This is a genomic window from Mesorhizobium sp. M8A.F.Ca.ET.208.01.1.1 (genome assembly GCF_004791315.1).
GTDB lineage: Bacteria > Pseudomonadota > Alphaproteobacteria > Rhizobiales > Rhizobiaceae > Mesorhizobium.
Window position 1 is genome coordinate 414,824 of the sequence record NZ_SRUT01000002.1, and the last position, 18,495, is coordinate 433,318.

Consider the following 18,495-nt stretch of genomic DNA (forward strand, 5'->3'; position numbering starts at 1 on the left):
GGACGGGTTATTTCACTCGACACGCAGCCGATAGCCGACACCGGTTTCGGTGGTGATGTAGCGCGGCTGGTCGGGGGTTTTTTCGATCTTCTGCCTGAGCTGGCGCACATAGACCCTGAGATACTGCACGTCGGTCGAATCGTCCCAGATCTGCTTCAGGATGAAGTGGTGGGTGAGCACCTTGCCGGCATGCTGCACCAGGATGCGCAGTATGTCGTACTCCTTCGGCGAGAGCTTCACCTCCCTGTCCTCGACCTTGACGATGCGCTTGACCAGATCGACGCTGAGGTCTCCACTCTGGAAAACCGGCTTCTCGCCCTGTTGCTGGAACTTGTGCCGCAACGCCACGCGGATGCGGGCCACCAGTTCGTTCATGCCGAACGGCTTGGTGACATAGTCGTCGGCGCCGAGTTCGAGCGCGCTGACGATGCCGGCCTCGTCGGTGCGGCTGGAGAGGATGACGACAGGAATGTCGATGCCCCCGTCACGCCATTGGCGCAGGAGGTCATGGCCCCCCATGCCGGGCAGGCCGAGATCGAGCAACACCAGGTCGGGCTTGTCCTGTTCGATCAGCTCGATCGCCACCTTGGCGTTCGGCGCCTCGCTGACTGCGTAACCCTGGCTGGCGAGGCCGACCCGCAGCAGCTTGCGGATCGGCGGCTCGTCATCGACAACCAGTATCCTGACATTGGAATTGGTCATCGGGGTTGATCCTCGCCGGGCTCGTCGCCGCCATTGCCGACATCGGGCAATTCCGCCGGCACCGGCATCCGGATGGTGAAGGCGCCACCGGAGCGGTCGGTCCGGTTGGCGGCCGTGATCGTGCCGCCCATCGCCTCGACGAAGCCACGGCAGATCGACAGGCCGAGCCCGGTGCCGGCGCGCACCTGATCACCCTTGCGCACCCGGTAGAAAGTGTCGAACACGCGTTCCAGATCCTGCGCCGGAATGCCCGGCCCCTCATCCATGATCTGCACGACGACGGAGCCATTGTCGGTCCATCCCTGGACGCGGATCGTCGAGCCGGGCGGGGAATATTTCGAGGCATTGTCGAGAAGGTTGAACAGGACCTGTTCGAACAGCACGGGATCAAGCCTAAGCATCGGCAAGTCGGGCGGAATATCGACCTCGATCTTGTGTTCGCTGGTGATCTTGCGGGCGCGGTCGAGCGCCGTGCCGACGATATCGCCGAGATAGTGGAGGGCGTAGTTCGGCTCCATCGCACCGGACTCGATCTTGGTCATGTCGAGCAGGTTGGCGATGAAGCGGTTCAGCCGTTCCGATTCGTCGATCACCGCCGACAGAAGCTCCACCCTGTCCTGCTCGGGCAGATCAGGCGCGAACTCCTTGAGTGTGCCGGCCGCCCCCATAATGGCCGCGAGCGGCGTCTTCAGGTCATGCGAAATCGAGGTCAGCAGGGCCGAACGCAACCGGTCGGCTTCGGCGGCGAGCTTGGCGCGGTCGACATCGGCGACGAGCTGGACACGTTCGATCGCCACCGCCGCCTGATCGGCCAGCGCGTCGAGCAGCCGCTGCTGTTCGGGCGTCAAAAGCGGACCTTGCTTGTCATTGTCGAGGCCGACGACACCGATTGCCGTGCGCCCCGTGCGCAAGGGGAGATAGAGGCGCTTGGCGCCGGGCAGCGTGTCGGCGCCGCGTCCCGCGGCACGGTTGTGCTCCCAGGCCCAGCGGGCGGCGGCGATGTCGGCCTCGGCCAGCGTGTCGTCGGGCGGATAGCCTGCCTTGACCGTGATCGTGCCGTCTTCCGGCAGCAGCAGCACCACGCGCAGCTTCAGCATCGAGGCGATCTGGAAGGCGGTGGCCCAGAGCACGTCGTCGAGCGTGCCGGCGCCGGCGAGCTTCTTGGAGAAGAGATAGATGTCCTCGGTTGCCCGCGCTCGCGAGCGGGCGGCGGCGGCCTGACGCTGCACGCGCGCGGTGAGATTGCTGGCGATCACCGCGACGGCAAGGAAGACGGCGAGCGCGACGATGCTCTCCGGATCCCGGATCGTCAGCGTGTAGCGGGGCTCGAGGAAGAAATAGTTGAAGGCCAGCGCGCTCAGGAAGCAGGCATAGAGCGCCGGCCACAGGCCGCCCGCCACCGCCGACGTCAGCACTCCGAGCAGGAAGACGATCGCCAGGTTGCGGACATCGAGAAACTGGTCGAGCGCCGTGGTGACCGCCAATGAACCGGCGACATAGGCGGTGGCGAGCAGATAGGGCCAGACCTGGAACTGCCTCTGCTCGGCCGCCGCCTTGACCCGCCTTGCCGACGCCTCGGTTTCGCGCTCGGTGCCCGAGATGACATGGACGCTGATGTCGCCGGCGTTGCGGATCAGATCATAGGTGAGCGACCCCTCGATAAGTTCCCGCCAGCGCGACCGGGTCGGCCTGCCGACCACGATGTGGGTGAAATTGTTCGCCGTCGCATGGCGCACGATGTCCTGCGCGACGCTCTGGCCTGGAATGGTCGTCACCTCGGCGCCGAGCTGCTCGGCGAGGCGCAGGAGCGTGGCGAGCCTGTCCTTGTCGTCCTCGGACATGCCGGCCGAGCGCGGCGTGTCGACATGAAGCGCCGTCCATGGCGCACGAAGCCTGTCGGCCAGCCTGCGTGCATAGCGAATGCGGGCTGCCCCGCCTGGACGCGCATCGACGCAGACGAGCACCCTTTCGCCCGCCGCCCACGGACCCTGGATGGCGTGGGACTGCATGTGGTTGAGCAACTGTTCGTCGACGCGCTGGGCGGTACGGCGCAGCGCCAGTTCCCGCAACGCCGTCAGATTGCCTGGCGAAAAATAGTTCTCGACGGCACGCTGCGCCGTGTTGGGGAAATAAACCTTCCCCTCCTCGAGCCGCTTGATCAGGTCGTCGGGCGTCAGATCGATGATTTCGACATCGTCGGCCCGGTCGATGATGGAATCGGGAACGGTCTCGCGCACCCGGACCCGGGTGATCTGGGCGACGACGTCGTTCAGGCTTTCGACATGCTGGATGTTGAGCGTCGTATAGACGTCTATGCCCCGCGCCAGGATTTCCTGGACGTCGAGGTAGCGCTTGGGGTGGCGGCTGCCGGGCGCATTGGTGTGGGCGAGTTCGTCGACCAGGACCAGCGCCGGGCGCCGGGCAAGGATGGCGTCGATGTCCATCTCGTCGAGGACACGCCCCTTGTAGTCGACCTTGCGGCGGGCAATGACTTCATATCCCTCGACCAGGGTCTGGGTTTCCTTGCGGCCATGCGTCTCGACCACGCCGATCACCACGTCGACGCCGTCGGCCAGCCTGGCACGGCCCGACATCAGCATCTCGTAAGTCTTGCCGACACCCGGTGCCGCGCCCAGGAATATGCGCAGACGGCCGCGCCCTTCCCGCTCGGCATGCTCGAGCAGCGCGTCGGGGGATGGTCTGTTTTCGACGTTGCTTCTGTCGTCCGGCATCGGACCCGATCATGAATGGCGCCGGGGACCGTGTCGATCCCCGGCGCCTGCCATCAACTATTTCGCTGCATCCAGCGCCAGGTTGAGAGCCAGCACATTGACCGCCGGCTCGCCGAGCACGCCCAATTCCCGGTCCTCGACCTGGCCGTCGACGAGCGCCTTGACCTTGGCCTCGTCGATGCCCCTGGCCTTGGCCACGCGCGGAACCTGGAAATAAGCGGCCTGCGGGCTGATCTGCGGATCAAGGCCGCTGCCGGATGCGGTCACCAGGTCCATCGGCACCGGCGCGTTCGGATTTTCCGCCTTCAGCTTCTCGGCTTCGCCCTTGATGCGCTCGATGAGCTTCGGGTTGGTCGGGCCGAGATTGGAACCGCCTGAGGCGCCGGCATCATAGCCATTGCCCGCGGCCGAAGGCCGTCCGCGGAAATATTTGTCGCTGGCGAAGGCCTGGCCGATCAGGTCGGAGCCGATTACCTTGCCGTCCTTCTCGACCAGGCTGCCATTGGCCTGGCGCGGGAACAGCGCCTGGGCGATACCGGTCATGCCGATGGGATAGACGAGCCCGGTCAGCACGGTGAAGAAAACGATCATGATGATCGCGGGTCTGATTTGCTTGAGCATCGGAACGATCCTTATGCAAGGCCAAGGGCGGTGACCGCCATGTCGATTATCTTGATGCCGGCGAACGGCACGACGATGCCGCCGAGGCCGTAGACGAGAAGATTGCGGCTGAGCAGCGCACCCGCGCCGATCGCCCGGTACTTCACGCCGCGCAGCGACAGCGGGATCAGCGCGATGATGATCAGCGCGTTGAAGATGATGGCCGACAGGATGGCGCTCTGCGGCGTTGCCAGATGCATGATGTTGAGCGCCTGCAGCGGGCCGGTCGTCTGTCCCGGCGCGACGTAGAAGACGGCGAACATGGCCGGGATGATGGCGAAGTACTTGGCGACATCATTGGCGATGGAGAAGGTCGTCAGCGAACCACGCGTCATCAACAGCGCCTTGCCGATTTCGACGATCTCGATCAGCTTGGTCGGATCGCTGTCCAGATCGACCATGTTGCCGGCCTCGCGGGCGGCGACCGTGCCGGTGTTCATGGCCACTCCGACATCGGCCTGCGCGAGTGCTGGCGCGTCGTTGGTGCCGTCACCGCACATGGCGACCAGCTTGCCCTTGGCCTGCTCGTCACGGATCAGCTTCAGCTTGTCCTCGGGCGTCGCCTGGGCGAGGAAGTCGTCGACGCCGGCTTCCGCCGCGATGGCTGCCGCCGTCATCGGATTGTCGCCGGTGATCATCACCGTGCGGATGCCCATGCTGCGCAGTTCGGCGAAGCGCTCGCGGATACCGCCCTTGACGATATCCTTCAGGTGGACGACGCCGAGCAGGCGCCCGTCCCGCTCGACCGCCAGCGGCGTACCGCCCGATTTGGCGACCTCGTCGGCGATCGCCTGCAGGTTGCGCACGGTATCGCCTCCGGGCCGTATGCCGTGCGTGGCCGATGTCGGCTGGCTGACATAGGTCAGGATCGAATCGACCGCGCCCTTGCGCACCGAGGAGCCGTCTATGTCGACGCCACTCATGCGGGTCTGTGCCGTGAAGGGCACGAACGTGGCATGCAACGTCGCCATGTCGCGGGCCCTGATGGCATATTTCTCCTTGGCCAGCACCACGATCGAGCGGCCTTCCGGCGTCTCGTCGGCGAGCGAGGCAAGCTGTGCCGCGTCGGCCAGTTCCTGCTCGCTGACGCCCTTGACCGGGCGGAATTCCGTCGCCTGGCGATTGCCGAGCGTGATCGTGCCGGTCTTGTCGAGCAGCAGCGTATCGACATCACCGGCGGCTTCCACGGCGCGGCCCGACATGGCCAGCACATTGAAGCGCACCAGGCGGTCCATGCCGGCAATGCCGATGGCCGACAGCAGCGCGCCGATCGTGGTAGGGATCAGCGTCACGAACAGGGCGACGAGCACGGTCACCGAAATGTAGCCACCCGAGTAGGAGGCAAAGCTCGGGATCGTTGCGGTGGCCAGCACGAAGATCAGCGTCATGCCGACGAGCAGGATGTTGAGCGCGATCTCGTTCGGCGTCTTCTGACGCTCGGCGCCTTCGACCAGCGAGATCATGCGATCGAGGAAAGTATGGCCGGCGGCGGCGGTGATGCGCACGCGGATCCAGTCGGACAGCACCTGCGTGCCGCCGGTGACCGCCGAGCGGTCGCCACCGGATTCGCGGATCACCGGCGCGGATTCGCCTGTGATCGCCGCCTCGTTGACCGACGCGACGCCTTCCACCACCTCGCCGTCGGACGGGATGATGTCGCCGGCCTCGACCAGCACGATGTCGCCGACCTTCAGGCTGGTGCCGGGCACCAGCTTGAACTTTGTCCGGTCCTCGCCGGCCAGGAGCTTTGCCTGGGTTTCCGTGCGCGCCTTGCGCAGCGAATCCGCCTGCGCCTTGCCGCGCCCTTCGGCGACGGCTTCGGCGAAATTGGCGAACAGCACCGTGAACCACAGCCAGATGATGATCTGCAGCGTGAAGCGCAGATCGCCGCCGCCGGTGACGAGGTCCTTGACGAACAGCACCGATGTCAGCGCCGACACGACGGCGACGACGAACATCACCGGATTGCGGGCCAGCGTGCGCGGATCGAGTTTGCGGAAGGCACCGCCAATGGCAGGCCACAGGATGCGGGCATCCATGATGCTCGCTGATTTTGACTGGCTCATTTTGAAGCTCCGGCTTCAGTGTTGGTGTGCGGCGCCGATTGGTCGGATGCCGAAAAAAGATGGGGAAGCCCGTAGGCCAGCAGCCAAAGCGCGATCATGGCGCCGGCAAGTCCGAGAAAGGTCGACATGGTCGGGAAAGGAGGCGGCAGCCCCTCCTTCCCCGGTTCGGGCCGATGCCTGACATGGCGGCGCATGTTGCTGAACCAGGACATGGCCACCTCAGAATGCCTGTCCATGGATCATCGCCAGGTGCTCGACAACAGGTCCGACGGCAAGGGCCGGGAAGAAAGTCAGTCCGCCGACGATGACGATGACGCCGACCAGCAGCCCGACAAACAGCGGACTATCGGTCGGGAAGGTGCCGGCCGAGGCGGGCACGGTCTTCTTCGCCGCCAACGCGCCGGCGATGGCGAGCGCCGGGATGATGACCAGGAAACGGCCCATCAGCATGCCGATGCCGATGGTGATGTTGTACCAGGCCGTGTTGCCGGTGAGGCCGCCGAAGGCCGAGCCGTTATTGGCCGCCGCCGAGGTGTAGGCGTAGAGAATTTCGGAGAAGCCGTGCGGCCCGCCATTGGCGATCGACGCCACCGCGCTCGGCAGAACCACCGCGATGGCCGTGAAGACCAGCATCGCCAGCGGCAGGCACAGAATGGCCAGCATCGCCATCTTGACCTCCTTGGCCTCGATCTTCTTGCCGAGATATTCGGGCGTGCGGCCGACCATCAGGCCGGCGACGAAGACGGCAATCAGAATGAACATCAGCATGCCGTAGAAGCCGGCGCCGACACCGCCGACGATGACCTCGCCGAGTTGCATGTTGATGAGCGGGATCATGCCGCCAAGCGCGGTGAACGAGTCATGCATGGCGTTGACCGCGCCGCAGGAGGCCGCCGTGGTGATGACCGCGAACAAAGCCGACAGCGCGATGCCGAAACGGGTCTCCTTGCCTTCCATGTTGCCGCCGTCGATGCCGAGCGCATGGACCAGCGGATTGCCCGCGGCTTCCGCCCAGTAGCAGACGGCGACGCCGGCGATGAACAGCACGCCCATCGAGGCAAGGATCGCCCAGCCCTGGCGCTGGTTACCGACCATACGGCCGAAGACGTTGGTCAAGGCAGCGCCGACGACGAAGATCGACAGCATCTGGATCAGGTTGGAGATGGCGTCGGGGTTCTCGAAGGGATGTGCCGCGTTGGCATTGAAGAACCCGCCGCCATTGGTGCCGAGCATCTTGATGGCGACCTGCGAGGCGACCGGGCCGAGCGCGATCGTCTGCCTGGCGCCTTCGAGCGTGGTGGCATCGACATAAGGCCCGAGCGTCTGCGGCATGCCGAGCCAGACATAGACAAGGGTGAGCACGATGCAGAGCGGCAAAAGCACGTAGAGCGTGGCGCGCGTCATATCGACCCAGAAATTGCCGATCGATTTTCCCGAAGCGCGGGCAAATCCACGGATCAGCGCGATCGCGATGGCGATGCCGGTGGCCGCCGAAACGAAATTCTGGACCGTCAGGCCGGCCATCTGCACGAGGTAGGACATCGTGCTTTCGCCGCCGTAGTTCTGCCAGTTGGTGTTGGTCATGAAGCTGGCGGCGGTGTTGAAGGCGAGCGCCGGGTCGACCGCGCTCATGCCGGCCGGATTGTAGGGCAGGCTGCCTTGCATGCGCTGCAGGAAGTAGAGCACCAGGAAGCCCGCCAGGTTGAACAGCAGCAGGGACACCGCATATGTGGTCCAGTGCTGTTCCTCACGATCGCTGGTTCCGCAAATGCGGTAGAGTCCGCGCTCGAGCGGGCCGAGGACCGACGAAAGCGGCGTGCGATCGCCGTTGAAGACGCGGTGCATGTAGCCGCCGAGCGGCTTCACCAGCAAAACGAGGATCCCGCAGAAGATGAGGATCTGTATCCATCCGTTTATGGTCATGATGTAGCTTCCGTGCACCGGTGGACTAGAAACGCTCTGGGCGAATGAGGGCGTAGGTCAGGTAAGCGAGCAGGAACAAGGTGACGCCGCCACCGAGGATGTAGTCGACAAGCATGGTTCGATCCTTCCGCTTAAATTCTGTCGCAGGCTCTGACGTAGGCGAGGGACACGGCGAAGAACAAAACTCCGATCCCGAGCATGATAATGTCCATTTTGCCTGTTCCTTGTGCTTTGTACTTCGTGCCTTCCTGGAAAGGCTCGCAATACTATGACAACCCCCGCCGCATGTTCATTGACGTGGCACCAAATCTTGGTCGTGCGAATATGGACCCGATCGCCATAAAGGTTCGAGACGGCGCGGGGCGCAAAGAAATAGGAATTTTATAAAGGTTTCCCGCGCGGGCTCGATTGCCCGGCCGGGGTCTGTCGGCAGTGGGCGGCCTCAGCGAGAGCAGGCGCCCCGCGACCACGGCGCGCCCGGAAAGCTTGCCCTTGTTTGTTGGAACTCCTGACCGGCCCACATCAGGTTCCCGGTCCACCAGTCATGGCCGCCGGTCAGTGCTTTTGCCAACAACACCGTGGCTTCCTGTTTCAGCTCGGATCGTAAATTCTCCCAGCCTTGATGCCGATCAAGGGGGCTCGCGGCCTTCTCCGCTATCAGACCGTGATGATCGAGAACTCAACCTCTCCAACGTGGCGTGGCCGGGGCCAGCCCTACTGGTCGCGACCGGCTATCGAGGCGCTGCAGGAATGCCGCTCTCGGCCTGCCGGGCTGACTTCGACCGAGCCGCGCAACGAGGATGCCCGCTCGGTTGCTCACCGACAGGGTGCGTCGGCCTTATCGGCTGGGCCGGAGATGGAGGCGACGGAGGCGCACCGAAGGTGAGCGGCATTTTCACGACAATTGCGCGGCGCTTCACCCCGTTTAAGCCGATGGCCGACGCGATACGCGCTGGCGAGAAGTTTCCCAGTTTTGTCCGGCGCGCCAGCGGCATGCATCAGGTCTATGTTAGCGTGATCGCAATCTCGGTTGCCTTGGCTAACTTTATCCCCATCGACCTGCAGAGACGGGTCGTCGATGGGGCGATTGCCGACAAGAACGTACGGGCGCTCCTGATGCTCGGCGGCCTGTATCTAGCGGCTATACTCCTGCATGCGGGGTTGAAATACGCACTGATCGTCTATCAGGGCTGGCTCGGAGAGAGCGTGGTGAAGACGGCGCGCGATCAACTCGCTCTCGTCGCCACGCAAAGGTCAGCGCGCGAGCACGCAAGGAGCGGTCAGACCGCCAGCATCATCGGCAACGAGATCGACTATGTTGGCGGATTTGTCGGCACCAGCATCTCTGAATGCGTGGTCAACGTCACGATGATGATCTCCGTCGTATCTTACATGATCTACATGCAGCCGGTGATTGCTCTGGTCAGCGGCGTATCACTCCTGCCGCAGATCCTGCTTGCGCTTTACATGCAGAAGGACCTGAACACACTCGTGGAACGGCAGGTCGTGCTGGTCCGAAGGCTTGGCAACCAGGCAGTCAATTCCTTCGCCAGCCACTCGACGAAGCGCCGGGCAGCCTTTCGCACCATACGCACCATCTTCAGCAACCGCCTTGAATTCTATTTGTTGAGATTCGGGCTGAAGACGTTGCTGAACATAGCCAACGCGTCTGGGTCCCTGATGGTCCTGATCGTTGGCGGCTATCTTGTCATCCGCGGGCAGACGACGATCGGCACCGTCGTCGCCTTCATTTCGGGCTTCCAACGCTTGTCGGAACCCACGGGGGAACTTCTCGACTTCTATCGCGCGTATTGGCAAGCGAAAGTGCAATTCCGGATGATCGTCCAGTGGGTCGACGGCAATCATCCCTCGCAAACCGGACATTCCAGCGCACAGCCGGAATTGAATCGATGATCTAGTTAGCCTGGCCATCGGCTGGTGCTCCGCAGCACAAACCGAACGCATAGTGAACTTATTGGCGAAGCACCATATGAAGCACGTCTGAGCGCGCCGTGTAGGAGAGCCCATTCGGCATGTCGCAGGTGAAGCCGCCCTCCGCATCCGGGCGGCTACATCTTGACGGACGACCCAAATTTCAAGCGAAATACACCACGACGGTTTTCCCACAGACCAAAGGGGAATTTGTGGTCGACCTGGAAGGGACCTTCAAGGCGATGGCTGTGGGCCGCAAGGGCCTGTCCCGCAACTGACCTACAGCCGCCGGTGCAGCCGACCGGATAAGTCGCATCGACGGCAAGGTCGAAGCGTTCCTTGAAAGACCCATCGAGGGCGACGCGATCGAACGCCGATTGATCTCGCGCAATTTGCGCTTAAGCCATACCTAATACAATCGTCCGGCTATCGACTTTGCGCAAAGGACGTATCTTTGACCGCCAGGCCTTCATCGCCTTCGTACAGAAATGGGCAACTTGGCCCTGACGACCTTCCCAGCGCCGCCTGTCGTCTGCCGGCGCAAGCGGACAGGCTCGCTCCCGGCTGGCTTCCCACGGGCAGCCGGAGCGTCCGATGAGCAAAGCACTGCGCACTCGAATTTGTATTCTGCTGTCGGCCGGCATTGCGATTTTCTTTTGGGCACTGCTTGGAACCTCCTTGGCACAGCAGTCTCCGGCCGGCTTGCCGCCTGAAAAGGCACGGCAGTTCCTCAACCTGCTGTCCGACCCTGAGGTGAAGCAATGGCTCGAAGGAAAGATACCGGCAGCCGCCGAGGAACCGCCTGCCGCATCGCTGGAAGACACGATCGCGAGTTGGGAGGGAGCCGTTCGCGCACGTCTCGCCGCGCTCGCGGATGCCATTCCCCGCATCCCGCAGGAGTTGTCCAACGCCGCCGGCTTCGTCTCGCGCGACGCGAATTCAGGCAGGCCCGGCCTGGTGGTCCTGATCCTGGCAGTTCTGATTGTCGTCGGCTTCGGCGCCGAGTGGCTGGTCCGCCGGGCTTTGGCGTCGGGCGCTTCCGAGGCAACGATTGACCCCGGAAAGGCGGTTCTGTCCGAGGTCGCTGCCTTGCTGACATTTGCCCTAGCCAGCATCGGCTCGTTCCTCGCGTTCGAATGGCCGCCGCTTCTGCGCAAGATCGTGCTGACGCTGCTGCTCGCCTTCATCATCTTTCGCGCTATCCGCGCGATAACCAAGTCTCTGCTGGCGTTGGGGTCTCCCATTGAGGGTGACCCTAGCGATCAGCGGGGCGGCAGCCGCGAGGCGGGTCAACGCTTCTGGCAGCAACGCGTGAGCGCGGTCGCCGGGTTTTTTTTCTTCGGCTGGGCGATTGTCAGCATCATGCCGGCCCTTGGCTTCTCGCCCGACATGCTGCGGCTCGTCGCGCTCTCGTTCGGGCTTGGCCTGCTGGCCGTCGGCTGCGACACCGTTTGGCGGCGGCCTAGCACGCCAGCCTCACCGATCAAGAATTGTCTGCTTACGCTCTATCTGGTTGTACTTTGGCTAGTCTGGGTCGCGGGGCTGCTCGCATTGCTGTGGATCGGTTTGTACGCGCTGCTCCTGCCTAGCGTGGTGCGCGGCGTCGGTAATGTCTCGCAAGCGGTCGCCGGCACCGCCAAGCGCAGTGGCGCCGTCGGCGTGGCGCTCAACGTATTTATCGTCAGAGGCGCTAGGGCGGGGGTCATTGCAGCGGCGATCGTTTGGCTCGCCTACGTCTGGCGTCTTAGAGCAGCGGCCTTTGCTCACGACGAGATGGGCGCTCGCATCATATCCGGATCGCTTAACGCCATTGTCATATTGATGGTCGCGGATCTGTTCTGGCAGCTCGCCAAGGCCCTAATCGCCTATAGAATTGAGGCATCGAGTCTGGCCAGTACGGATCCCCATCATGCGGCACCCCAGGCGGATCCGTACGATGCAGCACGTGCAGCCCGCCTGCGAACTCTCTTGCCGATCTTTCGCAACGCGCTCGCCGTCCTCATCGGCGTCGTGGCAGTACTAAGCATCCTGGCCGGGTTAGGCGTGCAGATCATGCCTCTGATCGCTGGCGCAGGTGTGTTCGGCGTGGCCATCGGCTTCGGCTCGCAGACGCTTGTGAAGGACATGCTGAGCGGAGTGTTCTACCTGATGGACGATGCGTTCCGGGTGGGGGAGTACATCCAGAGCGGGTCATACAAGGGGACGGTCGAGTCCTTCAGCCTGCGCTCGGTCAGGCTGCGCCACCACCGCGGCCCCGTCTATACCGTTCCGTTCGGCCAGCTCGGCGCGATCCAGAACATGAGTCGCGACTGGGTGATCGACAAGATAACGATCGGCGTGACCTACGATTCCGACGTCGAACTCGCGCGCAAGCTGGTCAAGAAGATCGGACAAGAGCTGGCGCAGGACCCCGAATTCGCGGCCGACACGATCGAGCCGCTGAAAATGCAGGGCATCGACGCGTTCGGCGATTTCGCCGTCCAGCTCAGTATGAAGATGACGACCAAACCGGGAACGCAGTTCCCGATCAAGCGCCGGGCCTTCATGATGATTAAGAAGGCCTTCGAGGACAACAACATCAAGATCGCGTTCCCGACGGTGCACGTCGAGGGCGGCGATGCCGCCACCGCTGCCGCCGCACAGCAGCAGATCGCCAAAATGAGCCAGGCTGAAGCAGCGGCCTGTCAGGCCTAGACCACGCACGGCATTGACTGTCGATCCTGAGGGTTAAGTCGGATCCCGAAACGAGGCCGGTTCATCTTTGCCCGGGCTCCAGGCAAGCCAGTGAGCAGGACGAATCTCGACGCGAGCTCCGGTCACCACATTCCTCCACCCCTTCTCACACGGAAACACAAGCGGATGCACGCCGTCCTTGTCCCTGTTTAACCTGCCTGGGTTTCTTCGCATCAAGATCACGACGGATCGCCGCAATCAGCTCGTCCAGTGTGAGGCGCACTTCATTTTTCGACAGCGTTGCTGCGTTTCTGCAGTATATCAACTCGGTGGATAGTTCGGTTGTTCGAGGATTGATCCGGTGCCAGATGACGCTTGCAATCAAGGTGAGTATACCGGAAGCCGCATTGATCTCGCCAATATATTACAACATCGTCAATTGCCGTTATCCACTCCGGCGGCGTCAAAATGGTGGACGCGTCGCGCTATCTGCAAAGACGTCAGGTCTCTTTTTCTACGTCATTATTGGGAATGCTCTAATTTAGTATTTTCGCTGTTGGTCATCAGCCCCGCGGTCGTTGAAAAGCCCGAACTTCTGTTACGATCTTGGCTTGTGGGCGCCGACTGGCATTGGCCGCTCCGGCGGCAGCGATTTCACACGCTGGCGCTCTGCGTTAAAACTCTGTGGCTGCAGCCAATGGCCGAGATGGGGAATATTGCCCAGCGGGCGGTCACTGCGCGAGGCATTTACGGCCCATTGCCATTGCCTTGTAAGTCCCCTTCAGATCGACAACGAAGGTCCCCTTGGTTTCCGGAAACACGATCATTTCATATTGCTTCGCTACGTCGCGCTTGAAATTCGGGTCGTCTGTCAAGATGTAGCCACCAGAATATCCGCCCTTGAGTTCGCCGCTCGTGGTGATGGCCACACCACTATAAAGATGGCCAGCGATGGAGACGAAGATTTCCGACTGGGCCCCGTTCTGAAGGCCGATATCCGCCTTCGTGAACACGCCGAGATACCCGACCTCCTGATTTGCGGTAACGCCCATTTGCACCGAACTTGGCCCATCCTGGCGCACGATCAAGCAATCTCCGCGGGTTTGATTTGCATAGACCGTCCAGCCCTCCACGTCGTCCCCGTATCGGACAAGCACATCGCTGGCCTTGGGAAGGGGATTTTGTGTTTGTGCGTAGGCTGCCATCGCAGACAAAAGTGCTACTGAAGTTGCCGTGATAAGTGTCATTAAATTTCGCATGGAAGTGCCTTTCCTTTATCTGCCTTTATCTGCCTTTATCTGCCTTTATCTGCCGTTCTCTGCTCATGAACGTCCGCGCTGGCGTCTCAGCATGGGGCTTTTCCCTCGCGGACTGCAATTCGGCGGGTGTCTCAAAGGGCTTGTATATCGCGTGAGCCCAGAGGCAGTCGGTAAGTTACGTGGGCAAGCATGTAGATTAGCGGACCACTAGTTGGACAGGCCCGTTAGCTCGTTGGCTTAGATCGTGGTCCATTTTGGTCCTGCGCTGAGCAACCCCGGTTGAGCATGATCGCCTGTCCTCGACTATCGAAGCGTAGACCTTCTCCTAGTCATCGATCATGCGGGACGCGCTGAGTTGGCACATTGTTTGTCGCTCCTCTGCACTGATTGACGCGAAGGTTAGCGGACGTGGCGCGTGCACGCGCGTAGCATCTGGTAACCTACTCCCGGAACAGCCACACCATGCACCATGGTGCCTTGAGACTTGCCGGTGATCAGACGAGTTCCATCGACATACTGCAAGACTTGTCTGCCGGGCCGAATAACAGTCTTTGCGAGTGCTGGCGTCAGGCGACGACAGCGTTTGATGAAAACGGTATCAAACTCGCGAAATCCGTACTGGCTCAGAGCTCTGCCGGACCGCAACAGGAAGCAGTGGTCAGTGCGGCTGCGACGCAACAGACCGTCATCGCGCAACGGAAGGAGGCGGCGGCGTGATACTTTGGATCGCCGCGCGATGTAGCATCTGGTATATTCGGTGCGGCCAAGGGCTGCTCCGCTTTGCGAGGCCCCAGCCAGCCATTGAGCAGCTTTCGTTCACTACTGACTTTTCGGCCGCTGGGCCGGGAGCGGGATACTGGCGGCTGTATCCAATATTGCTTCGATCTCCTTGGCCAGGTCGTTGACCAGCGCTAGGTATTCGGCGCGACGCTCATCACGCTTTGGTGTGTCGGAATTCTCCCAACGCAGGGCCGCTCTTTCGGCGTCAGCAAAATCGATACACAGCGAGCGGAAATCCTCATCGCGGACGGCGAGGTCCTCGATCGCGCGCTTTCGCAAGGGAAAGCGCCGTTGGGCCGCCTCGATTTTTTGATCCATATCAATGACGCCCATTCCGCCGTCGGTGCAATGGAGTATAGGCGTGCCGCAGCAGTTGCGGGCGTAGGTTACTGTAGCCGACGCCGGACCATATGGAATCGTACATAGTCTTGGACGGAATGGAATGCGGGGAGTACTCTACTTAAGCAGTTTCTAATTTACCTCCAAAGCCGATGCCCTACGGCAGGTCGGGACGGCCTTCAAGGTGGGGCAAGAGGGGTTCTGGAATGAACGTCTTTAATCCTGGGGTTGCAGCGCTAGCCCTGACTTCGGCACTCCGACTGCCACCCTCTCCGGAGGAGGTCCGCGCCGAGCTTGAGCGCATTCTCTCAAGTCCTGAGTTTTCGGTGCCGGCGCGCGCTTGTGCTTTCCTACGCTACGTCGTGGAAGAAACGCTCTCTGGGCGCGCTACGCGGCTCAAAGGTTATTCGATCGCCATCGAGGTTTTCGACCGGGACGAAAACTTCTCGCAGGACGATCCGGTGGTGCGGATCGAGGCGGGTCGGTTGCGCCGCGCGCTTGAGCGGTATTACCTGCTGTCCGGATGCACCGATCCGATCCGCATCGAAATCCCCAAGGGCGGGTACGTTCCCGTTTTCAGTTGGAACGTCTCGAACGCAGTCGAACTCACGCCCGTCGGGCCTGCAGCGGCTCCCGAGATTTCGAAAGCGGCTTCGTTTTCATGGGAACGCGTGCATTGGCTCGCCACGGCAACGCTCGCAGTCGTCGTCTGCCTCACCTTTGCATATTGGGCCTCCAGCCCGCTGGTGTCGCAGACCTCCCTGCCCTCGACGCGGGCGGCCGATCCCGAGGGACCAACGCTGGTGGTCGCGCCATTCGCCGATCTCGGCGGAGGACCGGAAGCCAAGCTATATGCGATGGGGCTTACCGAGGAATTGCTGAGCATCCTGCCGCACTTCAAAGAACTGACGGTGTATGGCCGCGAGACCTCAGAGGCTTTGCCACCGCAAGTCGCCCCCTCGCACATCCAGCAACTCGGAGCCAGTTACCTTCTGACCGGCGGGGTGCAAATCTCCGGCGCGCGAATCCGCGTCACAGCCCGTCTGATCGAAACCGAAAACGGCGCGATCCTGTGGTCTCAAACCTACGACGACGATTTTCGTTCCCGCGATATCTTCGCCATTCAATCCGATGTCGCCGCCCAGGTTGCAACAGTAGTAGCTCAACCCTACGGCGTCATCTATCAGGCCGACATCGCGAACGGCCCGCCCGATGATCTCGATGCCTACCGTTGCACGCTTCAATTTTACGCCTATCGCACCGAGTTGAGTGTCGAACGGCATGCGGCCGTCCGCGACTGCCTTGAGAGCGCCGTCGCACGCTTTCCATCCTACGCTACCGCCTGGGCGATGCTGTCGATTGCTTACGTCGACGAGGACCGGTTTGGCTTCAATGCACGAAAGGGCGCGCCCACATCGGCTGAACGTGCACTCGCTGCAGCGCGTCGGGCGGTCGAGCTGAACTCGGACAATATGCGCGCACTTCAGGCGTTGATGACGGCGTTGTTCTTCAATCAGCAATGGGCTGAGTCGATGGAGATCGGGGAACGGGCACTGGCACTCAATCCCAACGATACCGAGTTCCTCGGCGAATTCGGCACACGACTGGCACTTGGAGGGCAATGGCAGCGTGGGGCGGAGCTTGTGCAGCTAGCTCTTGACCGCAATCCGGGGGCCGGCGGGTACTACCACACGGTGCTCGCGCTCACAGCCTATATGCAGCATGACGACCAAAAAGCCGTGGCCGAGATCCGGCAGGCCGATCTCCAGAAACTCCCAATCTTCCATGTGGTAGCGACCGCCATCTATGCACAGGCGGGGATGATGGCGGAAGCAACCCGGGAGGGAGAAATATTTATGAAGATGAGCCCAGCGTTCATCCCCAACATCGAGGCCGAACTCATGAAGCGCAACATCCAGGCAGCGGATCGGGCGCGCATGATCGCGAGCCTTCGCAAGGCAGGCTTGCCCGTGCCGTCGGACGCGCCGTCAGGCTCCTCAGTGCCTGCCACAACATCTGATATGCCCTCGAGCGAGTAAGTGCGGGCTGAGCGTCGATCTGCGTTCTCGCGCTGGTAGGCCGCCGCGGCACAAAAGTAGCGACCATAACAGAACCTACCCGATGTTACGGGTGCTCCTCCGCTTCCTCAACTAATACTGAGGCACCTGGAAGGAGGCACTCACATGAAAAGAATACCACGAAAATCAAGGCGACTCGCCGCCGCATCTACAGCGGCGATGATCTTGGCGATTGGGTGGGGAGCGCCCGCGACAGCGGACGACGCAGAGGCCAAGAGCTTGCTCAAGGCGATGTCCGATTACATGGCGAGCGTGAGTTCCATTTCCTTTGGATACGACACCAACTTCGAGGTCGTCACCAAGGACCACCAGAAGCTTCTGTTCGCGAGTTCGGGGATGGTCGACCTCAGCCGGCCCGACAGGATCCGCGCCACCCGCAGTGGCGGTTTCGCCAATGTCGAGATGATCTTCGACGGCAAGACGCTGACGCTGCTGGGCAAGAACGCCAACCTTTACACGCAGGCCGAGGTGCCTGGCACCCTGGATCATCTGGTCGATGAGTTGCGGGACAAGTTCCACCGGCCTGTTCCCGGCGCAGACCTGCTTATGTCGAACGTCTACGAGGAGCTGATGCGCGACGTGACCGACGTCAAGGACCTCGGCAGCGGCGTGATCGGCGGCACCGAATGCGATCATCTGGCGTTTCGGACCAAGGAAGTAGACTGGCAGATCTGGATCGCCCAGGGCGAGCATCCCTATCCCTGCCGATATGTCATTACCAGCAAGAAAGTCGATCAGGGGCCGCAATACAGTGTTCAGATCAGAGACTGGAAGACCGGCAGCGATGTCGCGGCCGATGACTTCGGCTTCAAGAACGGGACCAACGCCAAGAAGGTCGATGCGAAGGAACTGACCGACACCGAGGAACTGCCCACACAGTTTTCACCAGAAGGGACCAAATAATCATGACAGCGAAACTGAAAAACATCCTGCTCGCCGCCACCTTCGGGCTGATCGGGCTCGGAGCCTCGGAACGGATGACAGTCACCGGTTCCCACACCCTTATGTCGACGGCCGAAGCCATCGTCGGGCGTCCGCTCACGCCGGTCAGTGTTGCCGGGGTTGCGAGGCGTACGGTGCGGCGCTGCGCGGTTGGTATGTATTACTGTTAAGTCGCGCCTGCTGCGCAACCTGAGGCACAGATTTCCAAGCTGGTCTCATAAGGGCGAGTCCGCGCACAAGGGCGGAACAGGTTTATGACGTCCGCCGGTGGCAGATCAACCCTGCATCGATCAGAGTTCGAGATGAAGGACGAGGCACCAACCCTCGCGTGCCGCAGGTCGCTTGGGCATGCTTCCCTCACAGAACATACCCGATGCTACGGGTGTGTTTCCACTTACAGACTACGATG

The 18,495-nt window shown here is 61.9% G+C and carries 16 protein-coding genes; 7 read left to right on the plus strand and 9 right to left on the minus strand.

The window, feature by feature from the left end; genetic code table 11:
- Positions 1–12: 12 nt before the first annotated feature.
- The 7 genes from EN851_RS12525 to kdpF are packed head-to-tail and all read right to left on the minus strand — an operon-like array spanning position 13 to position 8,198.
- On the minus strand, positions 13–702 hold the full coding sequence (locus EN851_RS12525) for a response regulator transcription factor (RefSeq protein ID WP_127275465.1): 690 nt from the start codon (positions 700–702) through the stop codon (positions 13–15).
- Complete coding sequence (locus EN851_RS12530) at positions 699–3,434, minus strand: sensor histidine kinase KdpD (protein WP_135929340.1); 2,736 nt, start codon at positions 3,432–3,434, stop codon at positions 699–701. The genes EN851_RS12525 and EN851_RS12530 overlap by 4 nt, the downstream gene beginning before the upstream one ends.
- A 57-nt stretch (positions 3,435–3,491) precedes the next feature.
- On the minus strand, positions 3,492–4,055 hold the full coding sequence (gene kdpC, locus EN851_RS12535; RefSeq protein WP_135929341.1) for a potassium-transporting ATPase subunit KdpC: 564 nt from the start codon (positions 4,053–4,055) through the stop codon (positions 3,492–3,494).
- A gap of 11 nt (positions 4,056–4,066) precedes the next feature.
- On the minus strand, positions 4,067–6,160 hold the full coding sequence (kdpB, locus tag EN851_RS12540; protein WP_127275468.1) for a potassium-transporting ATPase subunit KdpB: 2,094 nt from the start codon (positions 6,158–6,160) through the stop codon (positions 4,067–4,069).
- Entirely contained in the window at positions 6,157–6,396 is a 240-nt protein-coding gene (locus EN851_RS12545) for a hypothetical protein (RefSeq protein WP_245464232.1), read from the minus strand. The genes kdpB and EN851_RS12545 overlap by 4 nt, the downstream gene beginning before the upstream one ends.
- Entirely contained in the window at positions 6,380–8,083 is a 1,704-nt protein-coding gene (gene kdpA / locus EN851_RS12550) for a potassium-transporting ATPase subunit KdpA (protein ID WP_135929342.1), read from the minus strand. Before kdpA ends, EN851_RS12545 begins: the two co-directional genes overlap by 17 nt.
- A gap of 25 nt (positions 8,084–8,108) precedes the next feature.
- A complete protein-coding gene (kdpF, locus tag EN851_RS12555) occupies positions 8,109–8,198 on the minus strand; it encodes a K(+)-transporting ATPase subunit F (protein ID WP_015315765.1) in 90 nt (29 codons plus the stop codon).
- 767 nt (positions 8,199–8,965) lie between these two features.
- Between kdpF and EN851_RS12560 the strand changes: the two genes are divergently transcribed.
- The 3 genes from EN851_RS12560 (at position 8,966) to EN851_RS12565 (ending at position 12,709) form a co-directional block, all read left to right on the plus strand.
- Positions 8,966–9,997 carry an ABC transporter ATP-binding protein gene (locus EN851_RS12560; protein ID WP_189521840.1) on the plus strand — a complete coding sequence of 344 codons (1,032 nt, stop codon included), beginning with the start codon at positions 8,966–8,968 and terminating at the stop codon, positions 9,995–9,997.
- Positions 9,998–10,116: 119 nt separating this feature from the next.
- The gene (locus EN851_RS36285) at positions 10,117–10,293 is read left to right on the plus strand and encodes a hypothetical protein (protein WP_167531294.1); all 177 of its coding nucleotides are present in this window, start codon (positions 10,117–10,119) and stop codon (positions 10,291–10,293) included.
- A 316-nt stretch (positions 10,294–10,609) separates the two neighbouring features.
- Positions 10,610–12,709 carry a mechanosensitive ion channel family protein gene (locus EN851_RS12565; protein ID WP_135929344.1) on the plus strand — a complete coding sequence of 700 codons (2,100 nt, stop codon included), beginning with the start codon at positions 10,610–10,612 and terminating at the stop codon, positions 12,707–12,709.
- A 710-nt stretch (positions 12,710–13,419) separates the two neighbouring features.
- On the opposite strand, the gene EN851_RS12575 is transcribed toward EN851_RS12565, so the two are convergent.
- A complete protein-coding gene (locus tag EN851_RS12575) occupies positions 13,420–13,947 on the minus strand; it encodes a hypothetical protein (protein WP_127275473.1) in 528 nt (175 codons plus the stop codon).
- Between the two features lie 462 nt (positions 13,948–14,409).
- Here EN851_RS12575 and EN851_RS12580 point away from each other — a divergent pair, with 462 nt between their 5' ends.
- Positions 14,410–14,664 (plus strand): hypothetical protein, encoded by a 255-nt coding sequence (locus tag EN851_RS12580; RefSeq protein WP_127275474.1) that lies wholly within the window; start codon positions 14,410–14,412, stop codon positions 14,662–14,664.
- 102 nt (positions 14,665–14,766) lie between these two features.
- Here the strand turns inward: EN851_RS12580 and EN851_RS12585 are convergent, their stop codons facing one another.
- Positions 14,767–15,060 (minus strand): hypothetical protein, encoded by a 294-nt coding sequence (locus EN851_RS12585; RefSeq protein ID WP_335930832.1) that lies wholly within the window; start codon positions 15,058–15,060, stop codon positions 14,767–14,769.
- 212 nt (positions 15,061–15,272) lie between these two features.
- Between EN851_RS12585 and EN851_RS12590 the strand changes: the two genes are divergently transcribed.
- The 3 genes from EN851_RS12590 to EN851_RS12600 all read left to right on the plus strand — a co-directional run bounded on the left by EN851_RS12590 (position 15,273) and on the right by EN851_RS12600 (position 18,256).
- Positions 15,273–17,105, plus strand: a complete 1,833-nt coding sequence (locus tag EN851_RS12590) for an adenylate cyclase (RefSeq protein ID WP_127275475.1) — start codon at positions 15,273–15,275, stop codon at positions 17,103–17,105.
- Between the two features lie 144 nt (positions 17,106–17,249).
- Positions 17,250–18,047 carry a DUF2092 domain-containing protein gene (locus EN851_RS12595; RefSeq protein ID WP_135929345.1) on the plus strand — a complete coding sequence of 266 codons (798 nt, stop codon included), beginning with the start codon at positions 17,250–17,252 and terminating at the stop codon, positions 18,045–18,047.
- Between the two features lie 2 nt (positions 18,048–18,049).
- A complete protein-coding gene (locus EN851_RS12600; protein WP_127275477.1) occupies positions 18,050–18,256 on the plus strand; it encodes a hypothetical protein in 207 nt (68 codons plus the stop codon).
- Positions 18,257–18,495 lie beyond the last annotated feature (239 nt).